The organism is Clostridium sp. RTP31139st1_H3_RTP31139_211217 (assembly GCF_040227035.1).
GTDB classification, from domain to species: Bacteria; Bacillota; Clostridia; order Clostridiales; family Clostridiaceae; genus Clostridium; species Clostridium saudiense.
In genome coordinates this window covers 19,000-39,887 of sequence record NZ_JBCOAB010000020.1, presented here as the reverse complement: position 1 = coordinate 39,887, position 20,888 = coordinate 19,000, and the positions used below count along the sequence as shown (strand labels likewise).

Below are 20,888 nucleotides of genomic sequence, written 5' to 3'. Positions count from 1 at the left end.
GTAGTTGAATAATTTATCATTTATATTTATAATTTTATAAAAAGATAATTGGGGTGATTAAATGAATTTTGTAAATTTAAAGAATGAAGACAAAGAAATTTGTGAGTTAATGGAAAAAGAATTAAAGAGACAAGAAGAAGGGATAGAGCTTATTGCTTCAGAAAACTTTGCATCAAAAGCAGTTATGGAGGCAATGGGATCTCATTTAACTAATAAGTATGCTGAAGGATATCCTGGAAAACGTTACTATGGGGGCTGTGGAGTAGTTGATCAGGTTGAAGAAATTGCAAGAAATAGGGCTAAAGAACTATTTGGAGCAGAACATGTAAATGTTCAGCCACATTCAGGTTCACAAGCAAATATGGCTGTATATTTTACAATTTTAAAGCCGGGGGATACTGTTCTTGGAATGGATTTAAGCCATGGTGGGCATTTAACTCATGGTTCACCAGTAAACTTCTCAGGAAAATTATTTAACTTTGTATCTTATGGAGTGGATAGTGAAACTGAAAGAATTGATTATAAAAATGTTAGAGACTTAGCATTAAAGCATAAACCAAAGCTGATTGTTGCAGGGGCTAGTGCTTATTCAAGAGTTATTGATTTTAAAAAATTAAGAGAAATATGTGATGAAGTTAATGCATATTTTATGGTTGACATGGCTCATATTGCTGGATTAGTTGCAGCTGGAGAACATCCTTCACCAGTGCCATATGCTGACTTTGTTACTTCTACTACTCATAAAACTTTAAGAGGACCTAGAGGAGGATTAATTCTTTGTAAAGAAAAATATGCTAAGGATTTAGATAAAAATATATTCCCAGGTATGCAAGGTGGTCCATTAATGCATGTTATAGCTGCAAAAGCAGTTTGTTTTAAGGAAGCATTAGATCCAAGTTTTAAAACATATATGAAAAATGTAGTGTTAAATTGCAAAGTATTAGGTGAAGAGCTAGTTAAGTATGGATTTAAATTAGTATCTAATGGCACAGATAATCATTTAATTCTAGTAGATTTAACTAATAAAAATATAACTGGTAAAGATGCGGAAATACTTTTAGATAATATAGGAATAACAGTTAATAAAAATACTGTTCCAAATGAAACAAGAAGCCCATTTGTAACATCAGGTATAAGAATTGGTACAGCTGCTGTTACAACTAGAGGATTTGATGTAGAAGCAATGAAAGAAATTGCAAGTATTATAAACGAAGCAATTGAAAATAAAGATTCTGATTTATCAGAATTAAAAATAAGGGTAAAAACACTTTGTGCTAAATACCCTTTATATACTAAATAGTAAATAAAAAGTTGTATTGAAATACTTTATGAATATATAACTATATAATGGTTTAGTTAGTTACAAGTTTAAAGTGACAAGTTTCAAGTTGAGGTATAAATTTATATTAAGTTGAATTTGGAAAATTTATTAACTTCTTAACTTTTCACTTGTCACTTGTTATTTGAAGTAGATTATATATAATTGTTAAATAGTATCATTGATATTTTGATACATTTTTTATGGAAAAAGCATAGGAGGAAGAGATGAAATTAATATCATGGAATGTAAATGGAATTAGAGCATGCGTTCAAAAAGGGTTTTTGGATTTCTTTAATGAAGTAGATGCAGATATATTTTGTATTCAAGAAAGTAAACTTCAAGAAGGGCAAATAAATTTAGAACTTGAAGGATATCATCAATACTGGAATTATGCAGAAAAAAAAGGATATAGTGGAACAGCTATATTTACAAAAAAAGAACCTATTTCAGTATATTATGGATTAGGGATAGAAGAGCATGATAGAGAAGGTAGAGTAATAACCTTAGAATTTGAAGACTTTTATATGATAACAGTTTATACTCCTAATTCTCAAAATGGTTTAGCTAGACTTGATTACAGAATGAAATGGGAAGAAGATTTTAAAAATTATTTAAAGAATCTTGAAAAAACTAAGCCTGTAATAGTTTGTGGTGATTTAAATGTTGCTCATAAAGAAATAGATTTAAAAAATCCTACAACAAATAGAAAAAATGCTGGTTTTACTGATGAAGAAAGAGAAAAATTTACGGAGTTATTGAATGCTGGTTTTATAGATACGTTTAGATATTTTTATCCAGATACTAAAGGAATTTATTCATGGTGGTCATATAGATTTAATGCTAGAAAAAATAATGCTGGATGGAGAATTGATTATTTTATAACATCAGAATCATTAAAGGATAGATTAGAAAGTGCTAAGATACATACAGAAATTTTAGGCTCAGATCATTGCCCAGTAGAGTTAATTATAAAATAAAGTGGTTGTAAGTTAAATTTTTTTAATTTACTTACAACCATTTTTCTTTTATGTCATAAATAATTTTGTCAATAAAATCTTTAATTTGAAGCTTTCTGGTACCAGGTATATAAATAAAAAATTAAGTAGGCTTTCCTATAAATGTTGCAAGTAATATTTATAGGAAAGCTTTTATATTTTTAAATTTACTACTATTAAAAGTAAAAATTTATGAATATGTTATTGAAATTTGGCTGATATTATAGTCATAGTATTCAACTAAATATATTGCTATTTATATTATATAAATTTATTAAGGAGAGTTAAGAATATGAAGAAGAATTTGATAGCAGCTTTAATTATTAGTTCATTTATTTTAGTTGGATGTGGAGATAATACAACTAATAATACAGTAGATAATAGTGCAAGTGAAAATAAAAGTGAAATTGTAGTAGTCGATACGACAACTTCATCAGCTGATGAGGCATTACAAATGTTGAAGGATGGGAATATTAGATTTTCTAGCGATACATCTATATTAAGAAATATTAGTTCAGAAAGAAGAAATGAATTAAAAGATGGTCAAAATCCCTATGCAGTTATTGTATCGTGTTCAGATTCTAGAGTTACTCCAACTACCATCTTCAATGCTGGATTAGGAGAAATTTTTGATGTAAGACTTGCTGGAAATGTAGTTGACGATGAGGCATTAGGTTCAATTAAATATGCAGTAGAGCATTTAAGTACTCCATTAGTTGTTGTAATGGGGCATGAAAGTTGTGGAGCAGTAACAGCTACATATAATGAGGTTATTAAAGGTGAAAAAGTTACTGGAAATATGGAGTCTTTTGTTGAAAAAATTACTCCTAGTATCAATAAAGAAGGTACAGTTGATGATGCAATTCATACAAATATAGATAGGGTTGTACAAGAAATTTCAGAAGATGAAGCAATAAAAACACTTATACAACAAGGGAAAATTAAGGTTGTAGGAGCATACTATAATTTAGATGGAGTTGTTAATTTTAATGAATAATAGTATGAAGAAATGGGGAAAATATATAATAAAGTAAATTTATAATAAAGTAAATTTATTATATAAAAACAAGGAGGAATTTATTTTGCATTTAACAATTAGAGAACAAGAAAAATTAATGATTGCTGTTGCAGCAGATGTTGCTCTTAAAAGAAAAAGCAAAGGGTTAAAATTAAATTATCCCGAAGCTATGGCAATTATAACAGATGAAATGCTAGAAGGGGCTAGAGAAGGAAAGACAGTTGAATATTTAATGGATTATGGAACAAAAATATTATCTAGAGATGATGTTATGGAAGGTGTTCCAGAAATGATTCACACTGTTCAAGTGGAATGTACTTTTCCAGATGGAACAAAATTAGTAACAGTACATGAACCAATCCAATAAAGGAGGATGAAAAATGGTACCAGGTGAAATAAAAGTACAAGAAGGTAATATTAAATACAATGAAGGTAAGGAAGCTATTAAAATACAAGTTGTAAATACTGGAGATAGACCAGTACAAATAGGTTCACATTATCATTTTTATGAAGTAAATGATGCTTTAGATTTTGATAGAAAAGCTGCTTGGGGAAAAAGGTTAGATATTCCATCAGGAACAGCAGTGAGATTTGAACCTGGAGATAAAAAGGAAATAAATTTGATTGATATAGGTGGATATAGAAGAGTTTATGGTATTAGAAATATGTGTGATGGATTTTTAGATGGAATGTCAAAAGGGAGCGGTGAAAAGTAATGAGTTTTGATATAGATAGACATAGATATGCAGAATTGTTTGGTCCTACAGAAGGAGATAGTATAAGACTTGGAGATACAGATCTTTTTATAAAAATTGAAAAAGATTATACTGGATATGGTAATGAATGCAAATTTGGTGGTGGGAAGACACTTAGAGATGGTATGGGGCAAAATGCCACACAAACTAGTAAAAATCCACAATTAGCAGATTTAATAATAACAGGAGCAACAATTGTTGACTACACAGGAATTTATAAGGCTGATGTAGGAATTAAAGATGGTAAAATTCTTGCTATTGGTAAAGGTGGAAATCCTGATACAATGGATAACGTTGACTTTATAGTAGGGGTTGGGACTGAAGCATTAGCAGGAGAGGGAAGAATATTAACTGCTGGAGGAATAGATACTCATGTACACTATATTCATCCAGGATGTGCTGAAGTAGCATTAGAAAATGGAATAACTACGTTGGTTGGTGGTGGTACTGGACCTATAGATGGTACAAATGCAGTTACATCAACTCCAGGACCTTGGAATATAAAGAAAATGCTACAATCAGCAGAGGGCTGGCCTGTAAATGTTGGTTTGCTTGGAAAAGGTAGTGGAGCTAATATTGATGTTAATGCTGAACAAATAGAAGCAGGGGCAATTGGACTTAAAGTTCATGAAGATTGGGGAGCTACAAGATCAGCAATTAATTATGCTTTAGAAACTGCTGAAAAGTATGATATACAAGTCGCATTACATAGTGATACTTTAAATGAAGGTGGATTTGTAGAACATACAATTCAAGCTATTGCTGGAAGAGTAATTCATACATATCATACAGAAGGAGCAGGAGGCGGTCACGCACCAGATTTAATGAAGGTCGCATCTCAAATAAATATATTACCAGCATCTACAAACCCAACAAAACCATATACTGTTAATACAATAGCAGAACATTTAGATATGCTTATGGTTTGCCACCATTTAGATGCAAAAGTTCCTGAAGATATAGCTTTTGCGGATTCAAGAATTAGACATCAAACAATAGCTGCTGAAGATGTATTTCAAGATATGGGGATTTTTAGTATCATGAGTTCTGATACATTAGCAATGGGAAGAATAGGAGAAGTTGTAACAAGAACTTGGCAAACAGCTTCAAAGATGAAGGTGCAAAGAGGACCTTTAGAAAATGATAGTGAATATAACGATAATAATAGAGTTAAAAGATATATTGCTAAATACACAATTAATCCAGCAATTGCACAAGGAATGTCTAAATATATTGGTTCTGTAGAAGTTGGCAAGATAGCTGATTTAGTGCTTTGGGAACCACCTTACTTTGGAGTAAAACCACATTTAATAATAAAAGGTGGAATGGCTATGAGAGGTATTATTGGGGATGCTAATGCATCTATTCCAACATGCCAACCAGTTATTTATAGGGATTGTTATGGTGCATTTGGAAAAGCTAAAGGTGCAACTTGTATTACCTTTGTTTCTAAATATGCTTATGAACATGGAATTAAAGAAGAATTAGGATTACAAAAGATGGTATTGCCGGTAGAAGGAATAAGAAATTTAACTAAGAAAGATATGAAACTTAACGATGCTACTCCAGAAATCAGGGTAGATCCACAAACTTATGATGTTACTGTTGATGGTGAATTAATAACTTGTGAACCTGCAAGTGAATTACCATTAGCTCAAAGATATTTCTTATTCTAATATAAAGGAGTAGGTTATATGATTTTTAACAAAATATTAGGAAATATTAATGAATTAGATAATTTAGAAAATATACATTTAGAAAAAATTTATATAAGTAGTGATGAAGCAGTAAAAAGAATTTTAAGAGTAAATTCTGATCATAATCATGAATATGGAATAGCATTAGAAGAAAATACAGAGTTAAAAGATGGAGATATACTTTATCGTGATGGGAAAAATATTATAACTATAAAAATTAAAGGTGATGATGTATTAGTAATTAAGCCTGATAATATAACTCAAATGGGAGTTATAGCACATACTCTTGGAAATAGGCATTTACAAGCTCAATTTGAAGATGGAAAAATGATTATTCAATATGATTCACTTGTAGAAGGTGAATTAAAAAGAGATAACATTAATTATACTAGAGAAAATTTAAAATTAAAGAAAGCATTTAGGCACGTAGAATTTGGGCACACTCATACACATGCCAATTAATAATAGTATTTCGGATGTATTAAAAGTCATTCAAATATGCGATTCAAATTTTCCTATTGGATCATTTAATCATTCTTATGGTATGGAAACTTATTTAAGATTAAAAAAAGTTTATGATACTAAAACTTTTAGAGAATGGTTAAAGGTATTTTTAAATGAGCAATTCATATATTGTGATGGTTTAGCTATAAGAATCTTATACGAAAATTTAGAAAATGATGATTTAGAAAGTATTTGGAACTTAGATAATAGTATTACAGTACAGAGTGTTGCAATTGAAAGTAGAAATGGTAGTAAATTAGTCGCAAGTAGAATGTTAAAGCTTTTTATGGATTTATATGATTTTAATTTGTTAAATGAGTATAGTGAAAAGATTAAAAAGAAAGAAGTTTATGGGCATCCGGCAATAGTATTTGGAATGTTAATGTATTCTCTAGGATTTAATGTGAAAGAGGCTATAATTTATCATATGTATAGTACAGTATCTACTCTGGTTAGTAATGCAGTTAGAACTATTCCTCTAGGACAAAAGGATGGTCAAATATTATTAAAAGAGTTTAGTGAAAAATTTGAAGATTTATATAATATTATTACTAATTTAGATTATGATTATTTAGGTGCTAACAGTCCAGGATTAGAATTATCCCAAATTAAGCATGAAATTATGGAATTTAGATTGTTTATGTCTTAAAGATTACGATATAAAGTATAACTCTTAATTATTAGAATTGTGAGTAAAAATACTCACAATTCTAAATATTACTAATTTTTTTTAGAAAGGGTGTTGATTATATGAAACCTGTAGTTATAGGAGTAGGAGGGCCTGTTGGTAGTGGTAAGACATTATTAATAGAAAGATTAACAAGAGCTATGAATAATGAATATAGCTGTGCAGTTATAACAAATGATATATATACAAAAGAAGATGCTAAATTTATGGTTAAGAATTCTGTTTTGACTGAAGATAGGGTTATTGGAGTTGAAACAGGAGGTTGTCCTCATACTGCAATAAGAGAGGATGCTTCTATGAACTTTGAAGCACTTGAAGAGTTAAAAAATAGATTTAATGATTTGGATATTATTTTTCTAGAAAGTGGTGGAGATAATTTAGCTGCTACATTTAGTCCTGATTTAGTTGATTTTTCAATTTATATAATTGATGTTGCTCAAGGGGAAAAGATACCAAGAAAAGCAGGGCAAGGTATGATTAAGAGCGACTTATTTATAATAAATAAGATTGATTTAGCACCATACGTTGGAGCTAATTTAGATATAATGAGAAAAGATACATTAGCTTTTAGAGATGAAAATAGTTTCATTTTTACAAATCTTAAGACTGATGAAGGAATACAAAGTGTCATTAGTTGGATAAAGAAAAACTGCCTATTAGAAGGAATTGCATAATATGTTTAAAGAAGCAAAGAATAAAAGTGAATATTCAGGTTTTATAGAGTTGGTTTTAGAAAAAAAAGATGGTGTAACAGTTGCAACTAAAAAATACTATGAAGGATTAGTAAAAGTATCTCGAAGTATTAAAATGAATAGAGAAAATATACCGACATTTTATCTTTTACAGCTTGGCGGTGGCTATATTGAGGGAGAAAAATATAAGAATGTTTTTAAACTAAAAGATGAGGCTAGAGCAATAATAACAACTCAAGCTTCCACAAAAGTTTATAAATGTATAAATAAAATTAAAACTGAACAAGAAACAGAAATAAGTTTAGGGGTAAATAGCATTTTAGAATATATAACAGATAGCGTTATTTTATATAAAGATGCTATATATAAACAGGTAAATAATATTTATTTAGATGAAAGTTCAACTTTAATTTATAGTGATGGTATTACTGCAGGATGGTCTCCCGATGGAGATAAGTTTAGTTATAGTGGTGTTCAATTAAAAAGTAATATCTATGTAAATAACAAACTTGTTTTATTAGATAATTTAGTTGTTAATCCACGTGAAAATGATGTAACAAGATTAGGATTTTTTGAAGAGTATTCAAATTTTGGAACATTACTTGTTATTAATAAGGAAATTAATGATTCTGTTATAAGTGATTTAAGAGAGAAACTTACAAAATTAAATTTACCTATAGATTTTGGTATATCAAAACTAGAGATTAATGGATTTGTTCTTAGAGTATTAGGAAATTTAACTCAACATATAGAACAGACAATAGGATGTTGTCATAATTATGTAAGAAATAGATTTTTAGATTCTAAGGATTTAGTTGTTAGAAAAAACTAATAGGAATTATATTTAAAGTTTAAACAAATGAAAATTTAAGGAAGTGATTCTATGATCATTCATGGTGATGTTGCTTTTATGATATTGGCTACAACACTTGTTTTAATTATGACGCCGGGATTAGCATTTTTTTATGGTGGGTTAGTAGAGAGAAAAAATGCTTTAACTATTATGTTTCAAGTTTTTATTGCAATTGGCATTGTTGCTTTGTTATGGATATTTGGAGGATTTAGTCTTGTCTTCGGGGATGATATTGGAGGAGTTATAGGAAATCCTTTGCAATTTTTCGCCTTTAATAATATAACGTTTAAAATAGACTTAAGGTATAGTGAAACGATACCATTTATACTTTTCTTTATGTATCAAATGATGTTTGCAATTATTACTGCACCATTAATGATAGGTGCATTTGCCAATAGATTAACAGTTAGTGGATGGATTAAAATATTAATTATTTGGATGATTTTAATATATTTCCCTGTAGCTCATTGGGTTTGGGGAGGTGGTTTCTTAAGCAAATTAGGATTTGTAGATTTTGCTGGAGGAGCAGTTATACATATAACATCTGGTTTTGGTTGTTTAGGTGGGATTTATGTATTAGGTGAAAGAAAAGTTAAAAATGAAAAGGGACCATTTAATTTAGGATTGGTAGCAATAGGTGCAGCATTATTGCTATTTGGATGGTATGGATTTAATGCAGGTGGTACCGTAGCAGCTGCAGATATAGCAGCTATTGTATTTACAAATACAGGAGTTGCTTCAGCAACAGGAATGATAGTATGGCTTATTTTACATGCATTAATTTCTAAAAGAGCATCTTTCTTAGAATCAATAATTGGAGCTGTTGCAGGGCTTGCCACTATAACACCAGCTTCTGGGTATGTAACTCCTTTAAGTGCTATAATTATTGGAGCTTTAGGTGCAATTGTATGTTTCTTTTCAGTTGAGTTCGAAAGAAAAATGTGGGATGATGCACTTGATGTTTGGGGCGTTCATGGCGTAGGAGGATTATTAGGCACACTATTAATTGGAGTATTTGCAGATCCTAGAGTAAATGGAATAAGTGCAGGATTACATCAATTTTTAATTCAACTTCTTGGAGCAGGAATAATTGTAGTATATTCTGTTTTAGTTACATTTATAATATTTAAAGTTTTAGATATGATTAAAACAATAAAGGTAAGTGAAGAAGTTCAATTAAAAGGATTAGATCAAGAGTTCTTTAAAGAGAATTATGAAGCTAAGAATGAATAAAGGAAGATAAATAAAAAATAAAGGAGGAATACTATGTTAGGAGTAGTGTTAATTTACGTAGGAGTAGTCCTTATTTTAAATGGAGTAGGAAGGCTTTGTAATGTAGATGCTAAATCAAGTGCTGTATTCAATGTATTTACTGGTATGCTATCATTTATTTTAAATATTGTAGCAGTTATACAAGGTAATTATTTTGCAGCTGGAACAGGATTATTATTTGGATTTACATATTTATATATTGCAGCAAGAAGCATATTTAATTTAGATGGAAGATTATATGGGTGGTATTGTTTATTTGTAGCAATAAATACAATACCACTTGCATTTATTGATGCTAATACTTTAAAATTTATAGATTTTACTGTGGGTAATATTTATTGGGTATTTATTTGGTTATTATGGGGCTTATTATGGCTAACTGGATTTATAGAGTTAGTTTTGAAGAAAGACTTAGGAAAATTTGTAGGATATTTATCAATATTTGATGGTATTGTAACTGCATGGATTCCAGGATTTTTATTATTAATAAATATGTATCCTAGATAAAAAGTCTAATAAAAATAGAGGGCTAACTACAATTATGTATTAGCCTTTTGATTTTTAATGAAACAAAGGAGAAAAAAATGATTAAAAGAGTAGTATCAGTGTTTATTGTAATGTTTTTATTTATAAATTTAGTTTTAATAAATTCAGTGCAAGCTTATACAAATATAAAAAAGAATGAAGATGACTTCATAGTTTGTATAGATCCAGGTCATCAAGGAAAGGGTGATTCAAGAGGAGAACCAGTTGCTCCAAATTCAAGTAATACTAAGCCAAGAGTTTCTTCAGGAACTGCTGGAGTAGCAACAAAAAATCCTGAACATGTTATTAATTTAGAAGCTTCATTAATATTAAAGGAATTATTGTTACAAAAAGGTTATACAGTTGTTATGACAAGGGAAAAAGCTGATGTTAATATTAGCAATGCAGAAAGGGCACAAATTGCAAATAATGCAAAAGCTGATATTACAATAAGAATACATTGTGATAGCATAAATGATGGAGGAAAAACAGGTACGGTAATTTTAGTTCCAGATAAAGATGGAAAATATACAAATGGAATTTTTGAAGATAGTAATAGGTATGCACAAATTTTAAAGAATAAATTGCAAGAAAGTAATATAAAAGTAAATGGAATTTTTGAAAGAAGCGATATTACTGGATTTAATTGGTCTACAGTTCCTGTAGTTATATTAGAAATGGGATTTATGAGTAATTATAATGAGGATAAAATGTTAGCGGATAAATTATATCAAATGAAATTAATGGAGTGTGTTTCAAATGCAATAGATGAATATAAGAATAATTAAGCTTTAGGGGGATGGGCTATAGGCTAACTGATAAATTGTAATAAAAATATAAATTATGGATAAAATAAAGACATAAATCATAATGATTAATATATTAAAAGTTTTTGATTCAAAAACATTAATGTACAAGCTAATTTAATAAGCTATGGTATTAGGGAGGGGTAATCTTGAAAAAATATGATTTAATTTATTATTGGCAAAATTATTTGATAAATCAAGAAAATATGGAGTTTAAACCAGATGCTTATGTTTTAAAAGTTTCATTAGTAAATTCCTATAGTAGAGATTACTTTTGTAACTGGTATTCATTTAAATGCATACAAGAATTAATTTCTTTCATTAAATATGTATTAATACCATCAACATATATTACCAAAGTATTTGGTAAAGAGGAAGATACTATATTTTTAGATGCATTAGATTATTATGATACTATTGAATTGATGCAGGATTCTGAAAATATTGATAAATTTGAATTAATAGCAGATATTAAAAAAGATTATGATTTTATAGAGGATTTGAAAAAAAATTTTACTATTGAAAAATTAAAAAAATTTTTAAATACAACTAATAAAAGAAGGCATGGAGATATTGGAATATTTTCTAAAGTAGAGTTTTTTGAAAATGTAAAGGAAATAGGTAGGGATCTAGTTAAAGAGTATGAAGAGGATAATATGTTAGAGGAACTTGAAAGTCATATGGATTTAAATAAAAATCAAATAATTGCATTATTTGATGGTATTGATAAAAATCCATTTATGTTAAAAAGGCTAGGAACATATTTAAGTAATACATTATTGTTTTAAGATAAGCTAGTGTTATATGTTTAAAGAGTGTATAAATTTTTTTATACACTCTTTTCTTTTAATAAATATTATGGTAATTTATTATGAAGTATTAACAATAATACAAAAGGATGCTATATTAATAGATGGATAAATTAAAAATATTAAATATTAAATATATATTTATTAAAATGAAAGATGTGATTAAATGAATAATAAATTTTTACCTATTAGTAGAGAGGATATGAATGAAAGAGGCTGGGAACAATGTGATTTTATTATCGTAACTGGTGATGCTTATGTGGATCACCATAGTTTTGGCACAGCTGTAATTTCAAGAGTATTAGAACATGCTGGTTATAAGGTTGGTATAATTGCTCAACCTGATTGGCATAGTACAGAAGATTTTATGAAGCTTGGTCGACCTAGATTAGCATTCTTAGTTAATGCAGGTAATATGGACTCAATGGTTAACCATTATACTGTTAGTAAAAGAGTAAGAGAAAAAGATTTATATTCTCCAGGCGGAAAGATGGGATTGAGACCTGATAGAGCGACTATAGTATATTGTAATAAAATAAGAGAGGCGTATAAACATATAAATATTTGTATTGGTGGAGTTGAAGCTAGTTTAAGAAGATTTGCTCATTATGATTACTGGGCTGATAAAGTTAGAAAATCGATTTTAACTGATAGTGGCGCAGACTTATTAATATATGGTATGAGTGAAAAGCAAATAGTTGAAGTTGCTCATTACTTAAATGAAGGTTTTGAAGCTAAATATATTAGACATGTACCAGGAACATGTTATTTAGTTGATAGTCTAGAAGAAGTTTACGAAGAACATATTGTAATTCCATCATATAAGGAAGTTTCAACTAATAAACTTAAATATTGTGAAGCTTTTAAAATTACATATCAAGAGCAAGATCCTATAAGAGGAAGAACTATAGTACAAGATCAAGGTGATAAATATCTTGTAGTAAATAAACCAGAGGTTATTTTAAATAGAGAAGAATTAGATGCTGTATATGATTTACCATTTACAAAAGAATATCATCCTATTTATGAGCCAATGGGAGGAATTCCAGCATTAGAAGAAGTTAAATTTAGTATAGTAGGTTCTAGAGGATGCTTTGGAAATTGTTCATTTTGTGCGATTACTTTCCACCAAGGGAGAGCAGTTCAAAGTAGAAGTAAAGAATCTATAGTTAAAGAAGCTAAAGAAATGACTGAAATGAAAGACTTTAAGGGATATATTCATGATGTGGGAGGACCTACTGCAAACTTTAGAAAGCCGGCCTGTAATCATCAATTAACAATAGGTGCATGTAAGGCTAAGCAATGTTTAAGTCCAGGTGTATGCAAAAATATGGAAGTGGATCATAAAGAATTTGTTGATGTACTTAGAAGCGTAAGAAGTTTACCTAAGATAAAAAAAGTATTTGTACGTTCAGGTATTAGATATGATTACGTGATGGCTGATAAAGACGATACATTCTTTAAAGAATTAGTTGAACATCATGTAAGCGGACAGTTAAAAGTTGCACCTGAGCATGTATCTGAACAAGTGTTAAAATATATGGGTAAACCTGCTGGAAAAACTTATGAAGAGTTTAGACAAAAATTCTTTAAATTAACAGAAAAGGCTGGAAAGAAACAATATATTATTCCATACTTAATGTCAAGTCATCCAGGAAGTACATTAAAGGAAGCTATTGAACTTGCTGAATATTTAAGAGATATTAAGTATCAACCAGAACAAGTACAGGATTTCTATCCAACACCAGGAACTCTATCAACTGCAATTTTTTATACAGGATTAGATCCAATAACATTAAAGCCAGTTTATGTTCCAAAGACAAAAGAAGAAAAAGCTATGCAAAGAGCATTATTACAATTTAGCAATCCTAAGAATTATAACTTAGTATATGATGCTCTAATGAAGGCTGGAAGAGAGGATTTAATTGGAAATGGTCCAAAATGTTTAATTAAATCTAAAGAGCAAAGATATAAGGAAGCTCATGGATTAGTTAGACCAAAATCAAAAAGTAAAGGAAAACATAAATCATCTTCAAGTAGGAATGGTAGACCAAATGATAAGAATTCTTCAAGAAGAGGAAAAGATAGTTCTTCACGTCAAGGAAGAGATAATAGAAATTCTAAAAATAAAAAAGGTCGTAGATAGCTAAAAAGAAAACAGTGTAGTAAATATTATTTGCTATGCTGTTTTCTTTTTAATTAAAAATATTAAATTTGGATAATTATTCTAAAATTCATTAAAGCGTTAATAATATGAAATTTATAACTCGAATAAGTTTTTTAAAAAGCCATAAAATAATAGTATCAAAAGATAAGGAGGTTTTTAAAATGAAAAAATTAGATACACTATTAAGTAGAGATGTAGCAAAAAAAATGATCATTGATGGTGAACCTTGGAATAAAATAATGGAAACAACACATTTAAGATTAAAGGATTTAAAACATATTCAAAGAGAAGAGATAGATCCAAAATTCTAATTTATATAAAAAGTATAAAATTTTATTGAAAAAGTAAGGAGTTAAAATGAATAAGAGAGAATATACTAAAGAAAATTATCTAAAAAATGGGAATAAAACACAAAATAATAATCCTAAAAATAAATATGTTACAACAATTGAAGAACCTGCTCTTAATGAAAGTGGTATAGAAGCAAAGAAAAAAGGCTTTTAAATATAATAAATATATTTAAAAAGAGGTTGTAGAATTTAATACAACCTCTTTAAATATATAATATCTATGTTAGAGAACAGTGCTTGCATACATTTATAGTTTTTCCATTTTCATCTTTCTTTGTCCATACTAATTTTACTCTTTTTCTTCCGCAAATTGGACATGTACCACGCCAGTTTGGTAATGTTTTAATATATTTTCCACGTTTTTGTTTACTCATTTTTTATCGCTCCTTTCATTATGTTAGATTATATTAAATTTTAAAATTATATATGCCTAAAATTTTTCAAAATATTAATTGTTAAAAGTTCTATTATGAAAAGTAAAAACTATATATAGAAATGTAGATGAATAATATTAATATTATTAAGGGGGAGAGGATTATGAAATTAATAGTTTTTGCACCTGTAGGAGCGACATTAGCATTACTCTTTGCTGCATATTATACTTATACAATCTTTAAGGTGGATGAGGGAACTGATAGGATGAAGTATATTGCAAGTAGTATCAGAAAAGGGGCAAATGCTTTTTTAAAACGACAATATAAAGGTGTTGCTATATTTTTCGTAATCATGTTTATCATTTTATTTATTTTATCAAGGTTCAATTTTGTTAGTATCTTTATGCCATTTGCATTCCTAACAGGTGGTATATTCTCAGGTCTAAGTGGATATTTAGGCATGAAAATTGCTACTAGTGCAAATAGTAGAACAGCAAATGCTTGTACTAAGAGCTTAAATAGCGGATTAAGAGTTGCATTTTCAAGTGGTTCGGTAATGGGACTTGTTGTAGTTGGTTTAGCATTAGCTGATTTTAGTATTTGGTTTGGTATATTAAATTGTTATTATAGCGCAATGCCTTTAAATGAAAGAATTACAATGATAACAACAACAATGTTAACATTTAGTATGGGAGCTTCATCTATGGCTTTGTTTGCAAGAGTAGGTGGAGGTATATTTACTAAAGCAGCAGATGTAGGAGCTGATCTTGTTGGTAAAGTTGAAATAGGAATACCAGAGGACGATCCAAGAAATCCAGCTGTTATAGCTGATAATGTTGGTGATAATGTTGGTGATGTTGCTGGGATGGGAGCTGATCTTTATGAATCATATGTTGGTTCTATATTATCATCTTGTGCTTTAGCAGTTGCAGCAGGATTGTCAGTAAATGGAGCTGTAATACCAATAGTAATAGCTTCTATTGGAGTAATGGCATCTATACTTGGAAGTTTTTTTGTAAAATCTAAAGAGGATGTTTCTCAAAAAGCATTATTAAGCGCATTAAGGAGAGGTACCTATTTTTCAGCAATAGTTATTGCAATTGCATCTTACTTTGTTGTATCTAATGTATTAGGAAAAGGACATATAGGTATTTATATTTCAATTCTTTGTGGATTAGTTGCAGGATTATTAATAGGATTTTTTACAGAATATTATACTAGTGATAATTATAATCCAACAAAGAGTATTGCAAAATCTTCAGAAACTGGTGCTGCTACAGTTATTATTACTGGTTTATCAGTGGGAATGAAATCTACAGCTGCACCTGTAATAATAATTGCTTGTTCAATTTTAATAAGTTTTGTTTCTTCAGGTGGATTTAATAATTTTAATATGGGGTTATTTGGAATAGCTATATCAGCAGTTGGTATGTTATCTACACTTGGTATAACATTAGCTACAGATGCTTATGGTCCAGTTGCAGATAATGCTGGAGGAATTGCTGAAATGGCTGGATTACCTTCAGAAGTAAGAGATAGGACAGATGCTTTGGATTCATTAGGAAATACTACAGCAGCAACGGGAAAAGGCTTTGCTATTGGATCAGCTGCATTAACTGCTTTAGCTTTTATAGCATCTTATAAAAATTCTATAGAAGTTTTAGCTACAAATAATAATATAGCATTCGAATTTGATTTATCAGTTTTAAATCCACAAGTTTTAATAGGTGCATTTATTGGAGCAATGGTTACATTTGCATTTTCTTCTTGTACTATGAGTGCTGTGGGAAGAGCAGCTAGTAAAATTGTTGTTGAAGTAAGAAGACAATTTAAGGAAATTAAAGGTTTAATGGATGGTAAAGCAGAACCTGATTATGCATCATGTGTAGATATTTGTACAAAATCATCTCAAAAGGAACTAATAGTTATTGCAGTAATAGCAATAGCAACTCCATTAATAGTAGGTTTCATTTTAGGGCCTAATGGTGTTGCTGGATTATTAGCAGGAGCAACTATATGTGGATTTGTATTAGCTGTAATGATGTCTAATTCTGGTGGAGCATGGGATAATGCAAAGAAACATATTGAAGCAGGAAATTATGGTGGTAAAGGTTCAGAATGTCATAAAGGAGCTGTTGTTGGTGATACAGTAGGAGATCCATTTAAAGACACTTCAGGTCCAGCTTTAAATATATTAATTAAGTTAATGTCAATAGTATCAATTGTATTTGGCATGGTTGTATTATCATTCCACATATTTTAAAGTAGTTAATAATTAAGAGTTAAGAGTTAATAGTTAAGGGATAAATTCAGCTTAGATGAATTTAAAAAACATATAATTAAGAAACTCCTTTAAGGAGTTTCAACCTCAACTATTAACTCAAAACTATTAACTCTTAACTATATAAAGATAGCTAATAGTGTACATCAATTAAGTGGAACTTAATATTACTATTACTCCAACCTAAATCATATGGTACAAGCATTCTATCAGTATTATGACATGTTACTAAAGGATAACCTTTTGAGTCTAATCCTGTTACTGTAGAAACATGAGTTATTCTTCCTTTTTTCTCATAGGCGACAATGTCACCAGGACGTAAATTAAAAGCTGCTTTGTAAGTTTCACAATAGTTACCTTTGGCAATATAAGAACCACGACCACTATTTATTAGATAGTTTTTAAAAGCTTGTGCATTGACCCAGGCTTTTGTAGCAGATTTATTACAATAAGACCAAGTACTATTTTTCTTAAAGCCACCGCCTTCGTACATAATTTGAGAAGCAAAGTTTGCACAGTCACCACCATCAGGATTAAAATTTTTGTAATCTTTATTATATTTAAATAAATGTTCTTCGTTATCACTAATTCCACAGTATTCATGAGCATAATCTATTGCTTTTTGAGTTCTTTCATCTGGTGTATAATCAGGTTTTGTATGATTTAAAATAGCTGCTTTAATATCATCACAATTAAGATTTTCTAAATCTAAAGAATCAGCTAGTGGATCAGTATACCATTCTTTAATTATAATATATCTGTCACCATTATCTTTTAAGTTAATATAATGACATGTACCAAGTTTAAATAAATTTTCTACAGTAGGTTGATCTTTATAGCTGTAACAAAAAGTTGTACATGCGTAGCATACAACATTGTAAACATCCTTTTCTAGTTCTTTTACGTTACATACTTTTATTATGGAATTTATCCTTGTGAAGGAAACGCATTGTTTTTCACACCAATTAGTAAAGTATTGAGTTTTAGTAACTTCTTTTTCATAAGTCCATTTTCCAACTCTTTTATCTAAGTCATAAAATAATTTTAGTCCTTCACTATCTCCAGTTAGAATTGCAGAATTTCTATTTAAAAATATATTTTCAATAACAGGTTGAAATTTTTCTATTAATTCATGATTTTTATCATCCGTATTTTGAGTTATACTTGAATTGTTTTTAGATAAATCACATTTGTCTAATGATACATAAGCTGAAGCAGTTACAGAGCCTAGATTACATATAATTAATATAAATGAAAGTATCTTATAAAAATATGTTTTGTTGTAAAGATATAGTTTCATAATAATCATTACTCCTTATGAATTAAGTTTCTTTTATTCTTTAGTAAATGTATAAATTACATTAGATATAGTTTGTGCTATTAATACAATTTTTATATATAAATTATTAATAGGTTATCAATTAATATTTATAATTCATAATATATTAGAAACAATTAAAATGAGGATAGTATGTCAGTAAAGGAATTAGAAAATATATATGAGAATGGATTTACATTAGATTTCGATGATGATAGTAAAATAGTATTTATTTCGGATGTTCATAGAGGTGATGGGACATATTCGGATTCTTTTTTGCCAAATAGAAATATATATATAACAGCATTGAAATATTATTTAAAAAATGATTATATTTATATAGAAGTTGGAGATGGAGATGAATTATGGAAAAATAAAAATTTTAATGAGATTTCTTTTTTCTATGATGATATCTTTAAAATATTAAATAAATTCAATAAAAAGAATAATATTTACTGCATAGTAGGAAATCATGATATTATTAAAAGATGTAGAAATTTTAAATATAAGGAAGAAAACGCACTAAAAAAAATTGGAGCAGATTATGGTGAGGAATTTATTAAATTTATTAAAAACGTAACATTTTATCCAGGAATGAATTTAATGTATAAGCCATTAGGAGAAAAATTTTTAGTTGTGCATGGGCATCAACTTGATTTTTGGAATAATGAAGCTTGGAGAATAAATGAATTTTTAGTACGATATATATGGAAATTTTTAAATGGAATAGCTGGATTTAAAGATCCTACAAGATCAGCAAAAAGTAAAACTCAAAGAAGCAGAATAGATATAAAACTTCAAGATTGGGCAAGGGATAACTGCACTATGCTTTTATGTGGACATACTCATAATACAAGATTTCCTGGGCTTTATGAACCACCATATTTCAATGATGGATGTTGTGTTTATCCATATGCAATAACGACGATTGAGATAGAAAAAGGAGAAATTAAATTAGTTAAATGGATTATCGATGCTCAGGATGCTGGTTCTCTTTGGGTTACAAGAAAAAACATTGCAGGTCCAACTAAGATAGCAGAATATTTAAATTATGCAAAGGAAGAAAGAATTAGAAAAAGAAAAAGTTAGATTTATTATAATAATTTTTGATATAAAGAAAGAATTAAATTATAATATAATTAAAACTAGAGAGGAGACTATAATGAGCAGTTTAACGGGAAAAGTAGCACTTGTTACTGGAGCATCAAGAGGAATAGGGAGTGCTATTGCAAAAAAGTTAGCTTTAAATGGCGCAAGTGTTATTATAAATTATTCAAAAGATGATTTAGGAGCTAATAATACATTAAAAGAAATAATAGATAATGGTGGATATGCAAAAATTATAAAAAGAGATATTTCAGATTATAATAATTGTATTAATTTGATAAATGAAGTTATAGAGAGCTTTGGGAAAATAGATATATTAATAAATAATGCAGCTAAATCAGAAATTGGATTATTTATGGATTTTAAAAAAGAAACTATAGAGCAATTAATGAATGTTAATTTATTAGCTCCAATGTATTTAACTCAGGCTATATTACCATTTATGACTTCTAAAGGTAGTGGTAATATAATTAATATCTCTTCAATATGGGGAGAGAGTGGAGCTTCTTGTGAAGTTGTATATTCAACTACAAAAGGTGGATTAAATTTATTTACTAAAGCTTTGGCAAAAGAGGTCGCTTCTTTTGGAATAAGAGTAAATGCAATAGCGCCTGGAGTTATTGATACTGAAATGAATAGTTTTTTAGAAGCTGATGAAAAAGAAGAATTAATAAATGATATTCCAATTGGTAGATTTGGTACTGTTGATGAAGTTGCTAATACTGTATTATTTTTATGCCAAAATAATACCTCATATTTAACTGGACAAATAATAAGGATTGACGGCGGATTTTTATAATAAACTAAGGAAAGTGAAGTTGGTGATGTCAATGATCAAAGTTAAAATAGAGAAAAATAGATTAAATGAACCAATCTTTAAGCTTGGATTTAAAAAGTTAAATGATAAGGAAGAAAGATTTTTAAAAAGAGCATTAATTGAAGGAAAAGAAATTTCAGGTACATATAAATATGAAATACCATTAAAATATTTTGTTCCAATAATGAATAATATAGATAAAGAAAATATAAAACTTGATAGATATAGTAAGTTATCATTTTTAGAATTTTCAGATGACTTTGATGAAAAGTATTTTTATATTTTAGAAGCTAATGCAAAGTATATGAAAAAATGGAGAGAAGAAGGATGTCCTAATATTTTTAAAATTGAAATAAATAAAGATACTTTAGAAATAAAGAAGGAAATTATCTTCAAAAAAATTGAAAGAGTGTATGTTTAGTATTAAGGGATAAGTGATAAGTTACAAGTTAGAAAATAAATTCAGTGTAAAGGAATTTTATTTTTGAGCTTGCAACTTGTCACTTTTAATTTTAAATAATATTTAGTTATATTTAAGT

23 protein-coding genes are annotated in these 20,888 nt (G+C 28.7%); 21 read left to right on the top strand and 2 right to left on the bottom strand.

Translation table 11 applies throughout. From position 1 onward, the window contains the following. Window positions 1–61: 61 nt before the first annotated feature. The 17 genes from glyA to ABUA17_RS09955 all read left to right on the top strand — a co-directional run bounded on the left by glyA (window position 62) and on the right by ABUA17_RS09955 (window position 14,606). The gene (glyA, locus tag ABUA17_RS10035; protein ID WP_195951330.1) at window positions 62–1,300 is read left to right on the top strand and encodes a serine hydroxymethyltransferase; all 1,239 of its coding nucleotides are present in this window, start codon (window positions 62–64) and stop codon (window positions 1,298–1,300) included. 245 nt (window positions 1,301–1,545) lie between these two features. Then, window positions 1,546–2,298, top strand: coding sequence for an exodeoxyribonuclease III (locus ABUA17_RS10030; protein ID WP_042394055.1), 753 nt, complete (start codon window positions 1,546–1,548; stop codon window positions 2,296–2,298). A gap of 310 nt (window positions 2,299–2,608) precedes the next feature. Then, the gene (locus ABUA17_RS10025) at window positions 2,609–3,313 is read left to right on the top strand and encodes a carbonic anhydrase (RefSeq protein WP_195951331.1); all 705 of its coding nucleotides are present in this window, start codon (window positions 2,609–2,611) and stop codon (window positions 3,311–3,313) included. An 85-nt stretch (window positions 3,314–3,398) separates the two neighbouring features. After that, window positions 3,399–3,701 (top strand): urease subunit gamma, encoded by a 303-nt coding sequence (locus ABUA17_RS10020; protein WP_042394059.1) that lies wholly within the window; start codon window positions 3,399–3,401, stop codon window positions 3,699–3,701. A gap of 13 nt (window positions 3,702–3,714) precedes the next feature. Beyond that, entirely contained in the window at window positions 3,715–4,050 is a 336-nt protein-coding gene (locus ABUA17_RS10015; RefSeq protein WP_042394061.1) for an urease subunit beta, read from the top strand. Beyond that, window positions 4,050–5,765: an urease subunit alpha gene (gene ureC / locus ABUA17_RS10010; protein WP_042394063.1), complete on the top strand. Its 1,716-nt coding sequence runs from the start codon at window positions 4,050–4,052 to the stop codon at window positions 5,763–5,765. Before ABUA17_RS10015 ends, ureC begins: the two co-directional genes overlap by 1 nt. A gap of 18 nt (window positions 5,766–5,783) precedes the next feature. Beyond that, window positions 5,784–6,248 carry an urease accessory protein UreE gene (locus ABUA17_RS10005; RefSeq protein ID WP_042394066.1) on the top strand — a complete coding sequence of 155 codons (465 nt, stop codon included), beginning with the start codon at window positions 5,784–5,786 and terminating at the stop codon, window positions 6,246–6,248. Continuing rightward, window positions 6,238–6,939, top strand: coding sequence for an urease accessory protein UreF (locus ABUA17_RS10000; protein WP_042394070.1), 702 nt, complete (start codon window positions 6,238–6,240; stop codon window positions 6,937–6,939). Before ABUA17_RS10005 ends, ABUA17_RS10000 begins: the two co-directional genes overlap by 11 nt. Before the next feature lie 101 nt (window positions 6,940–7,040). Beyond that, window positions 7,041–7,652, top strand: a complete 612-nt coding sequence (gene ureG, locus ABUA17_RS09995; RefSeq protein ID WP_042394074.1) for an urease accessory protein UreG — start codon at window positions 7,041–7,043, stop codon at window positions 7,650–7,652. Window position 7,653: 1 nt separating this feature from the next. Then, complete coding sequence (locus ABUA17_RS09990) at window positions 7,654–8,502, top strand: urease accessory protein UreD (RefSeq protein ID WP_042394077.1); 849 nt, start codon at window positions 7,654–7,656, stop codon at window positions 8,500–8,502. Window positions 8,503–8,553: 51 nt separating this feature from the next. Beyond that, window positions 8,554–9,756: an ammonium transporter gene (locus ABUA17_RS09985; protein WP_042394080.1), complete on the top strand. Its 1,203-nt coding sequence runs from the start codon at window positions 8,554–8,556 to the stop codon at window positions 9,754–9,756. A 33-nt stretch (window positions 9,757–9,789) separates the two neighbouring features. Beyond that, on the top strand, window positions 9,790–10,302 hold the full coding sequence (locus ABUA17_RS09980) for an AmiS/UreI family transporter (protein WP_042394083.1): 513 nt from the start codon (window positions 9,790–9,792) through the stop codon (window positions 10,300–10,302). Between the two features lie 77 nt (window positions 10,303–10,379). Beyond that, window positions 10,380–11,108, top strand: coding sequence for an N-acetylmuramoyl-L-alanine amidase (locus ABUA17_RS09975; RefSeq protein ID WP_042394098.1), 729 nt, complete (start codon window positions 10,380–10,382; stop codon window positions 11,106–11,108). A gap of 167 nt (window positions 11,109–11,275) precedes the next feature. Then, window positions 11,276–11,914 carry a hypothetical protein gene (locus tag ABUA17_RS09970; protein WP_042394102.1) on the top strand — a complete coding sequence of 213 codons (639 nt, stop codon included), beginning with the start codon at window positions 11,276–11,278 and terminating at the stop codon, window positions 11,912–11,914. 187 nt (window positions 11,915–12,101) lie between these two features. After that, complete coding sequence (locus ABUA17_RS09965; protein ID WP_055277191.1) at window positions 12,102–14,081, top strand: YgiQ family radical SAM protein; 1,980 nt, start codon at window positions 12,102–12,104, stop codon at window positions 14,079–14,081. 182 nt (window positions 14,082–14,263) lie between these two features. Continuing rightward, window positions 14,264–14,413, top strand: coding sequence for a hypothetical protein (locus ABUA17_RS09960; RefSeq protein WP_172676170.1), 150 nt, complete (start codon window positions 14,264–14,266; stop codon window positions 14,411–14,413). Window positions 14,414–14,459: 46 nt separating this feature from the next. Next, window positions 14,460–14,606, top strand: coding sequence for a hypothetical protein (locus tag ABUA17_RS09955; protein WP_172676171.1), 147 nt, complete (start codon window positions 14,460–14,462; stop codon window positions 14,604–14,606). Window positions 14,607–14,670: 64 nt separating this feature from the next. Here the strand turns inward: ABUA17_RS09955 and ABUA17_RS09950 are convergent, their stop codons facing one another. Beyond that, on the bottom strand, window positions 14,671–14,826 hold the full coding sequence (locus ABUA17_RS09950) for a hypothetical protein (RefSeq protein ID WP_172684731.1): 156 nt from the start codon (window positions 14,824–14,826) through the stop codon (window positions 14,671–14,673). Window positions 14,827–14,989: 163 nt separating this feature from the next. Between ABUA17_RS09950 and ABUA17_RS09945 the strand changes: the two genes are divergently transcribed. Next, window positions 14,990–17,089: a sodium-translocating pyrophosphatase gene (locus ABUA17_RS09945; RefSeq protein ID WP_042401615.1), complete on the top strand. Its 2,100-nt coding sequence runs from the start codon at window positions 14,990–14,992 to the stop codon at window positions 17,087–17,089. Between the two features lie 151 nt (window positions 17,090–17,240). Here ABUA17_RS09945 and ABUA17_RS09940 read toward each other — a convergent pair whose 3' ends face one another. Then, window positions 17,241–18,407 carry an amidase domain-containing protein gene (locus tag ABUA17_RS09940; protein WP_078061390.1) on the bottom strand — a complete coding sequence of 389 codons (1,167 nt, stop codon included), beginning with the start codon at window positions 18,405–18,407 and terminating at the stop codon, window positions 17,241–17,243. A gap of 171 nt (window positions 18,408–18,578) precedes the next feature. On the opposite strand from ABUA17_RS09940, the gene ABUA17_RS09935 reads away from it, so the two are divergent. The 3 genes from ABUA17_RS09935 to ABUA17_RS09925 all read left to right on the top strand — a co-directional run bounded on the left by ABUA17_RS09935 (window position 18,579) and on the right by ABUA17_RS09925 (window position 20,770). Further along, window positions 18,579–19,514 (top strand): metallophosphoesterase, encoded by a 936-nt coding sequence (locus tag ABUA17_RS09935; protein WP_042401611.1) that lies wholly within the window; start codon window positions 18,579–18,581, stop codon window positions 19,512–19,514. Window positions 19,515–19,587: 73 nt separating this feature from the next. Continuing rightward, complete coding sequence (ymfI, locus tag ABUA17_RS09930; RefSeq protein WP_042401621.1) at window positions 19,588–20,331, top strand: elongation factor P 5-aminopentanone reductase; 744 nt, start codon at window positions 19,588–19,590, stop codon at window positions 20,329–20,331. A gap of 31 nt (window positions 20,332–20,362) precedes the next feature. Next, the gene (locus ABUA17_RS09925) at window positions 20,363–20,770 is read left to right on the top strand and encodes a hypothetical protein (RefSeq protein WP_042401609.1); all 408 of its coding nucleotides are present in this window, start codon (window positions 20,363–20,365) and stop codon (window positions 20,768–20,770) included. The last annotated feature ends 118 nt before the right edge of the window (window positions 20,771–20,888 follow it).

Coding starts and splice junctions, on each gene's coding strand:
- glyA (WP_195951330.1), top strand. CDS start 62: ATGAATTTTGTAAATTTAAAGAATGAAGACAAAGAAATTTGTGAGTTA.
- ABUA17_RS10030 (WP_042394055.1), top strand. CDS start 1,546: ATGAAATTAATATCATGGAATGTAAATGGAATTAGAGCATGCGTTCAA.
- ABUA17_RS10025 (WP_195951331.1), top strand. CDS start 2,609: ATGAAGAAGAATTTGATAGCAGCTTTAATTATTAGTTCATTTATTTTA.
- ABUA17_RS10015 (WP_042394061.1), top strand. CDS start 3,715: ATGGTACCAGGTGAAATAAAAGTACAAGAAGGTAATATTAAATACAAT.
- ureC (WP_042394063.1), top strand. CDS start 4,050: ATGAGTTTTGATATAGATAGACATAGATATGCAGAATTGTTTGGTCCT.
- ABUA17_RS10005 (WP_042394066.1), top strand. CDS start 5,784: ATGATTTTTAACAAAATATTAGGAAATATTAATGAATTAGATAATTTA.
- ABUA17_RS10000 (WP_042394070.1), top strand. CDS start 6,238: ATGCCAATTAATAATAGTATTTCGGATGTATTAAAAGTCATTCAAATA.
- ureG (WP_042394074.1), top strand. CDS start 7,041: ATGAAACCTGTAGTTATAGGAGTAGGAGGGCCTGTTGGTAGTGGTAAG.
- ABUA17_RS09990 (WP_042394077.1), top strand. CDS start 7,654: ATGTTTAAAGAAGCAAAGAATAAAAGTGAATATTCAGGTTTTATAGAG.
- ABUA17_RS09985 (WP_042394080.1), top strand. CDS start 8,554: ATGATCATTCATGGTGATGTTGCTTTTATGATATTGGCTACAACACTT.
- ABUA17_RS09980 (WP_042394083.1), top strand. CDS start 9,790: ATGTTAGGAGTAGTGTTAATTTACGTAGGAGTAGTCCTTATTTTAAAT.
- ABUA17_RS09975 (WP_042394098.1), top strand. CDS start 10,380: ATGATTAAAAGAGTAGTATCAGTGTTTATTGTAATGTTTTTATTTATA.
- ABUA17_RS09965 (WP_055277191.1), top strand. CDS start 12,102: ATGAATAATAAATTTTTACCTATTAGTAGAGAGGATATGAATGAAAGA.
- ABUA17_RS09960 (WP_172676170.1), top strand. CDS start 14,264: ATGAAAAAATTAGATACACTATTAAGTAGAGATGTAGCAAAAAAAATG.
- ABUA17_RS09955 (WP_172676171.1), top strand. CDS start 14,460: ATGAATAAGAGAGAATATACTAAAGAAAATTATCTAAAAAATGGGAAT.
- ABUA17_RS09950 (WP_172684731.1), bottom strand. CDS start 14,826: ATGAGTAAACAAAAACGTGGAAAATATATTAAAACATTACCAAACTGG.
- ABUA17_RS09945 (WP_042401615.1), top strand. CDS start 14,990: ATGAAATTAATAGTTTTTGCACCTGTAGGAGCGACATTAGCATTACTC.
- ABUA17_RS09940 (WP_078061390.1), bottom strand. CDS start 18,407: ATGAAACTATATCTTTACAACAAAACATATTTTTATAAGATACTTTCA.
- ABUA17_RS09935 (WP_042401611.1), top strand. CDS start 18,579: ATGTCAGTAAAGGAATTAGAAAATATATATGAGAATGGATTTACATTA.
- ymfI (WP_042401621.1), top strand. CDS start 19,588: ATGAGCAGTTTAACGGGAAAAGTAGCACTTGTTACTGGAGCATCAAGA.
- ABUA17_RS09925 (WP_042401609.1), top strand. CDS start 20,363: ATGATCAAAGTTAAAATAGAGAAAAATAGATTAAATGAACCAATCTTT.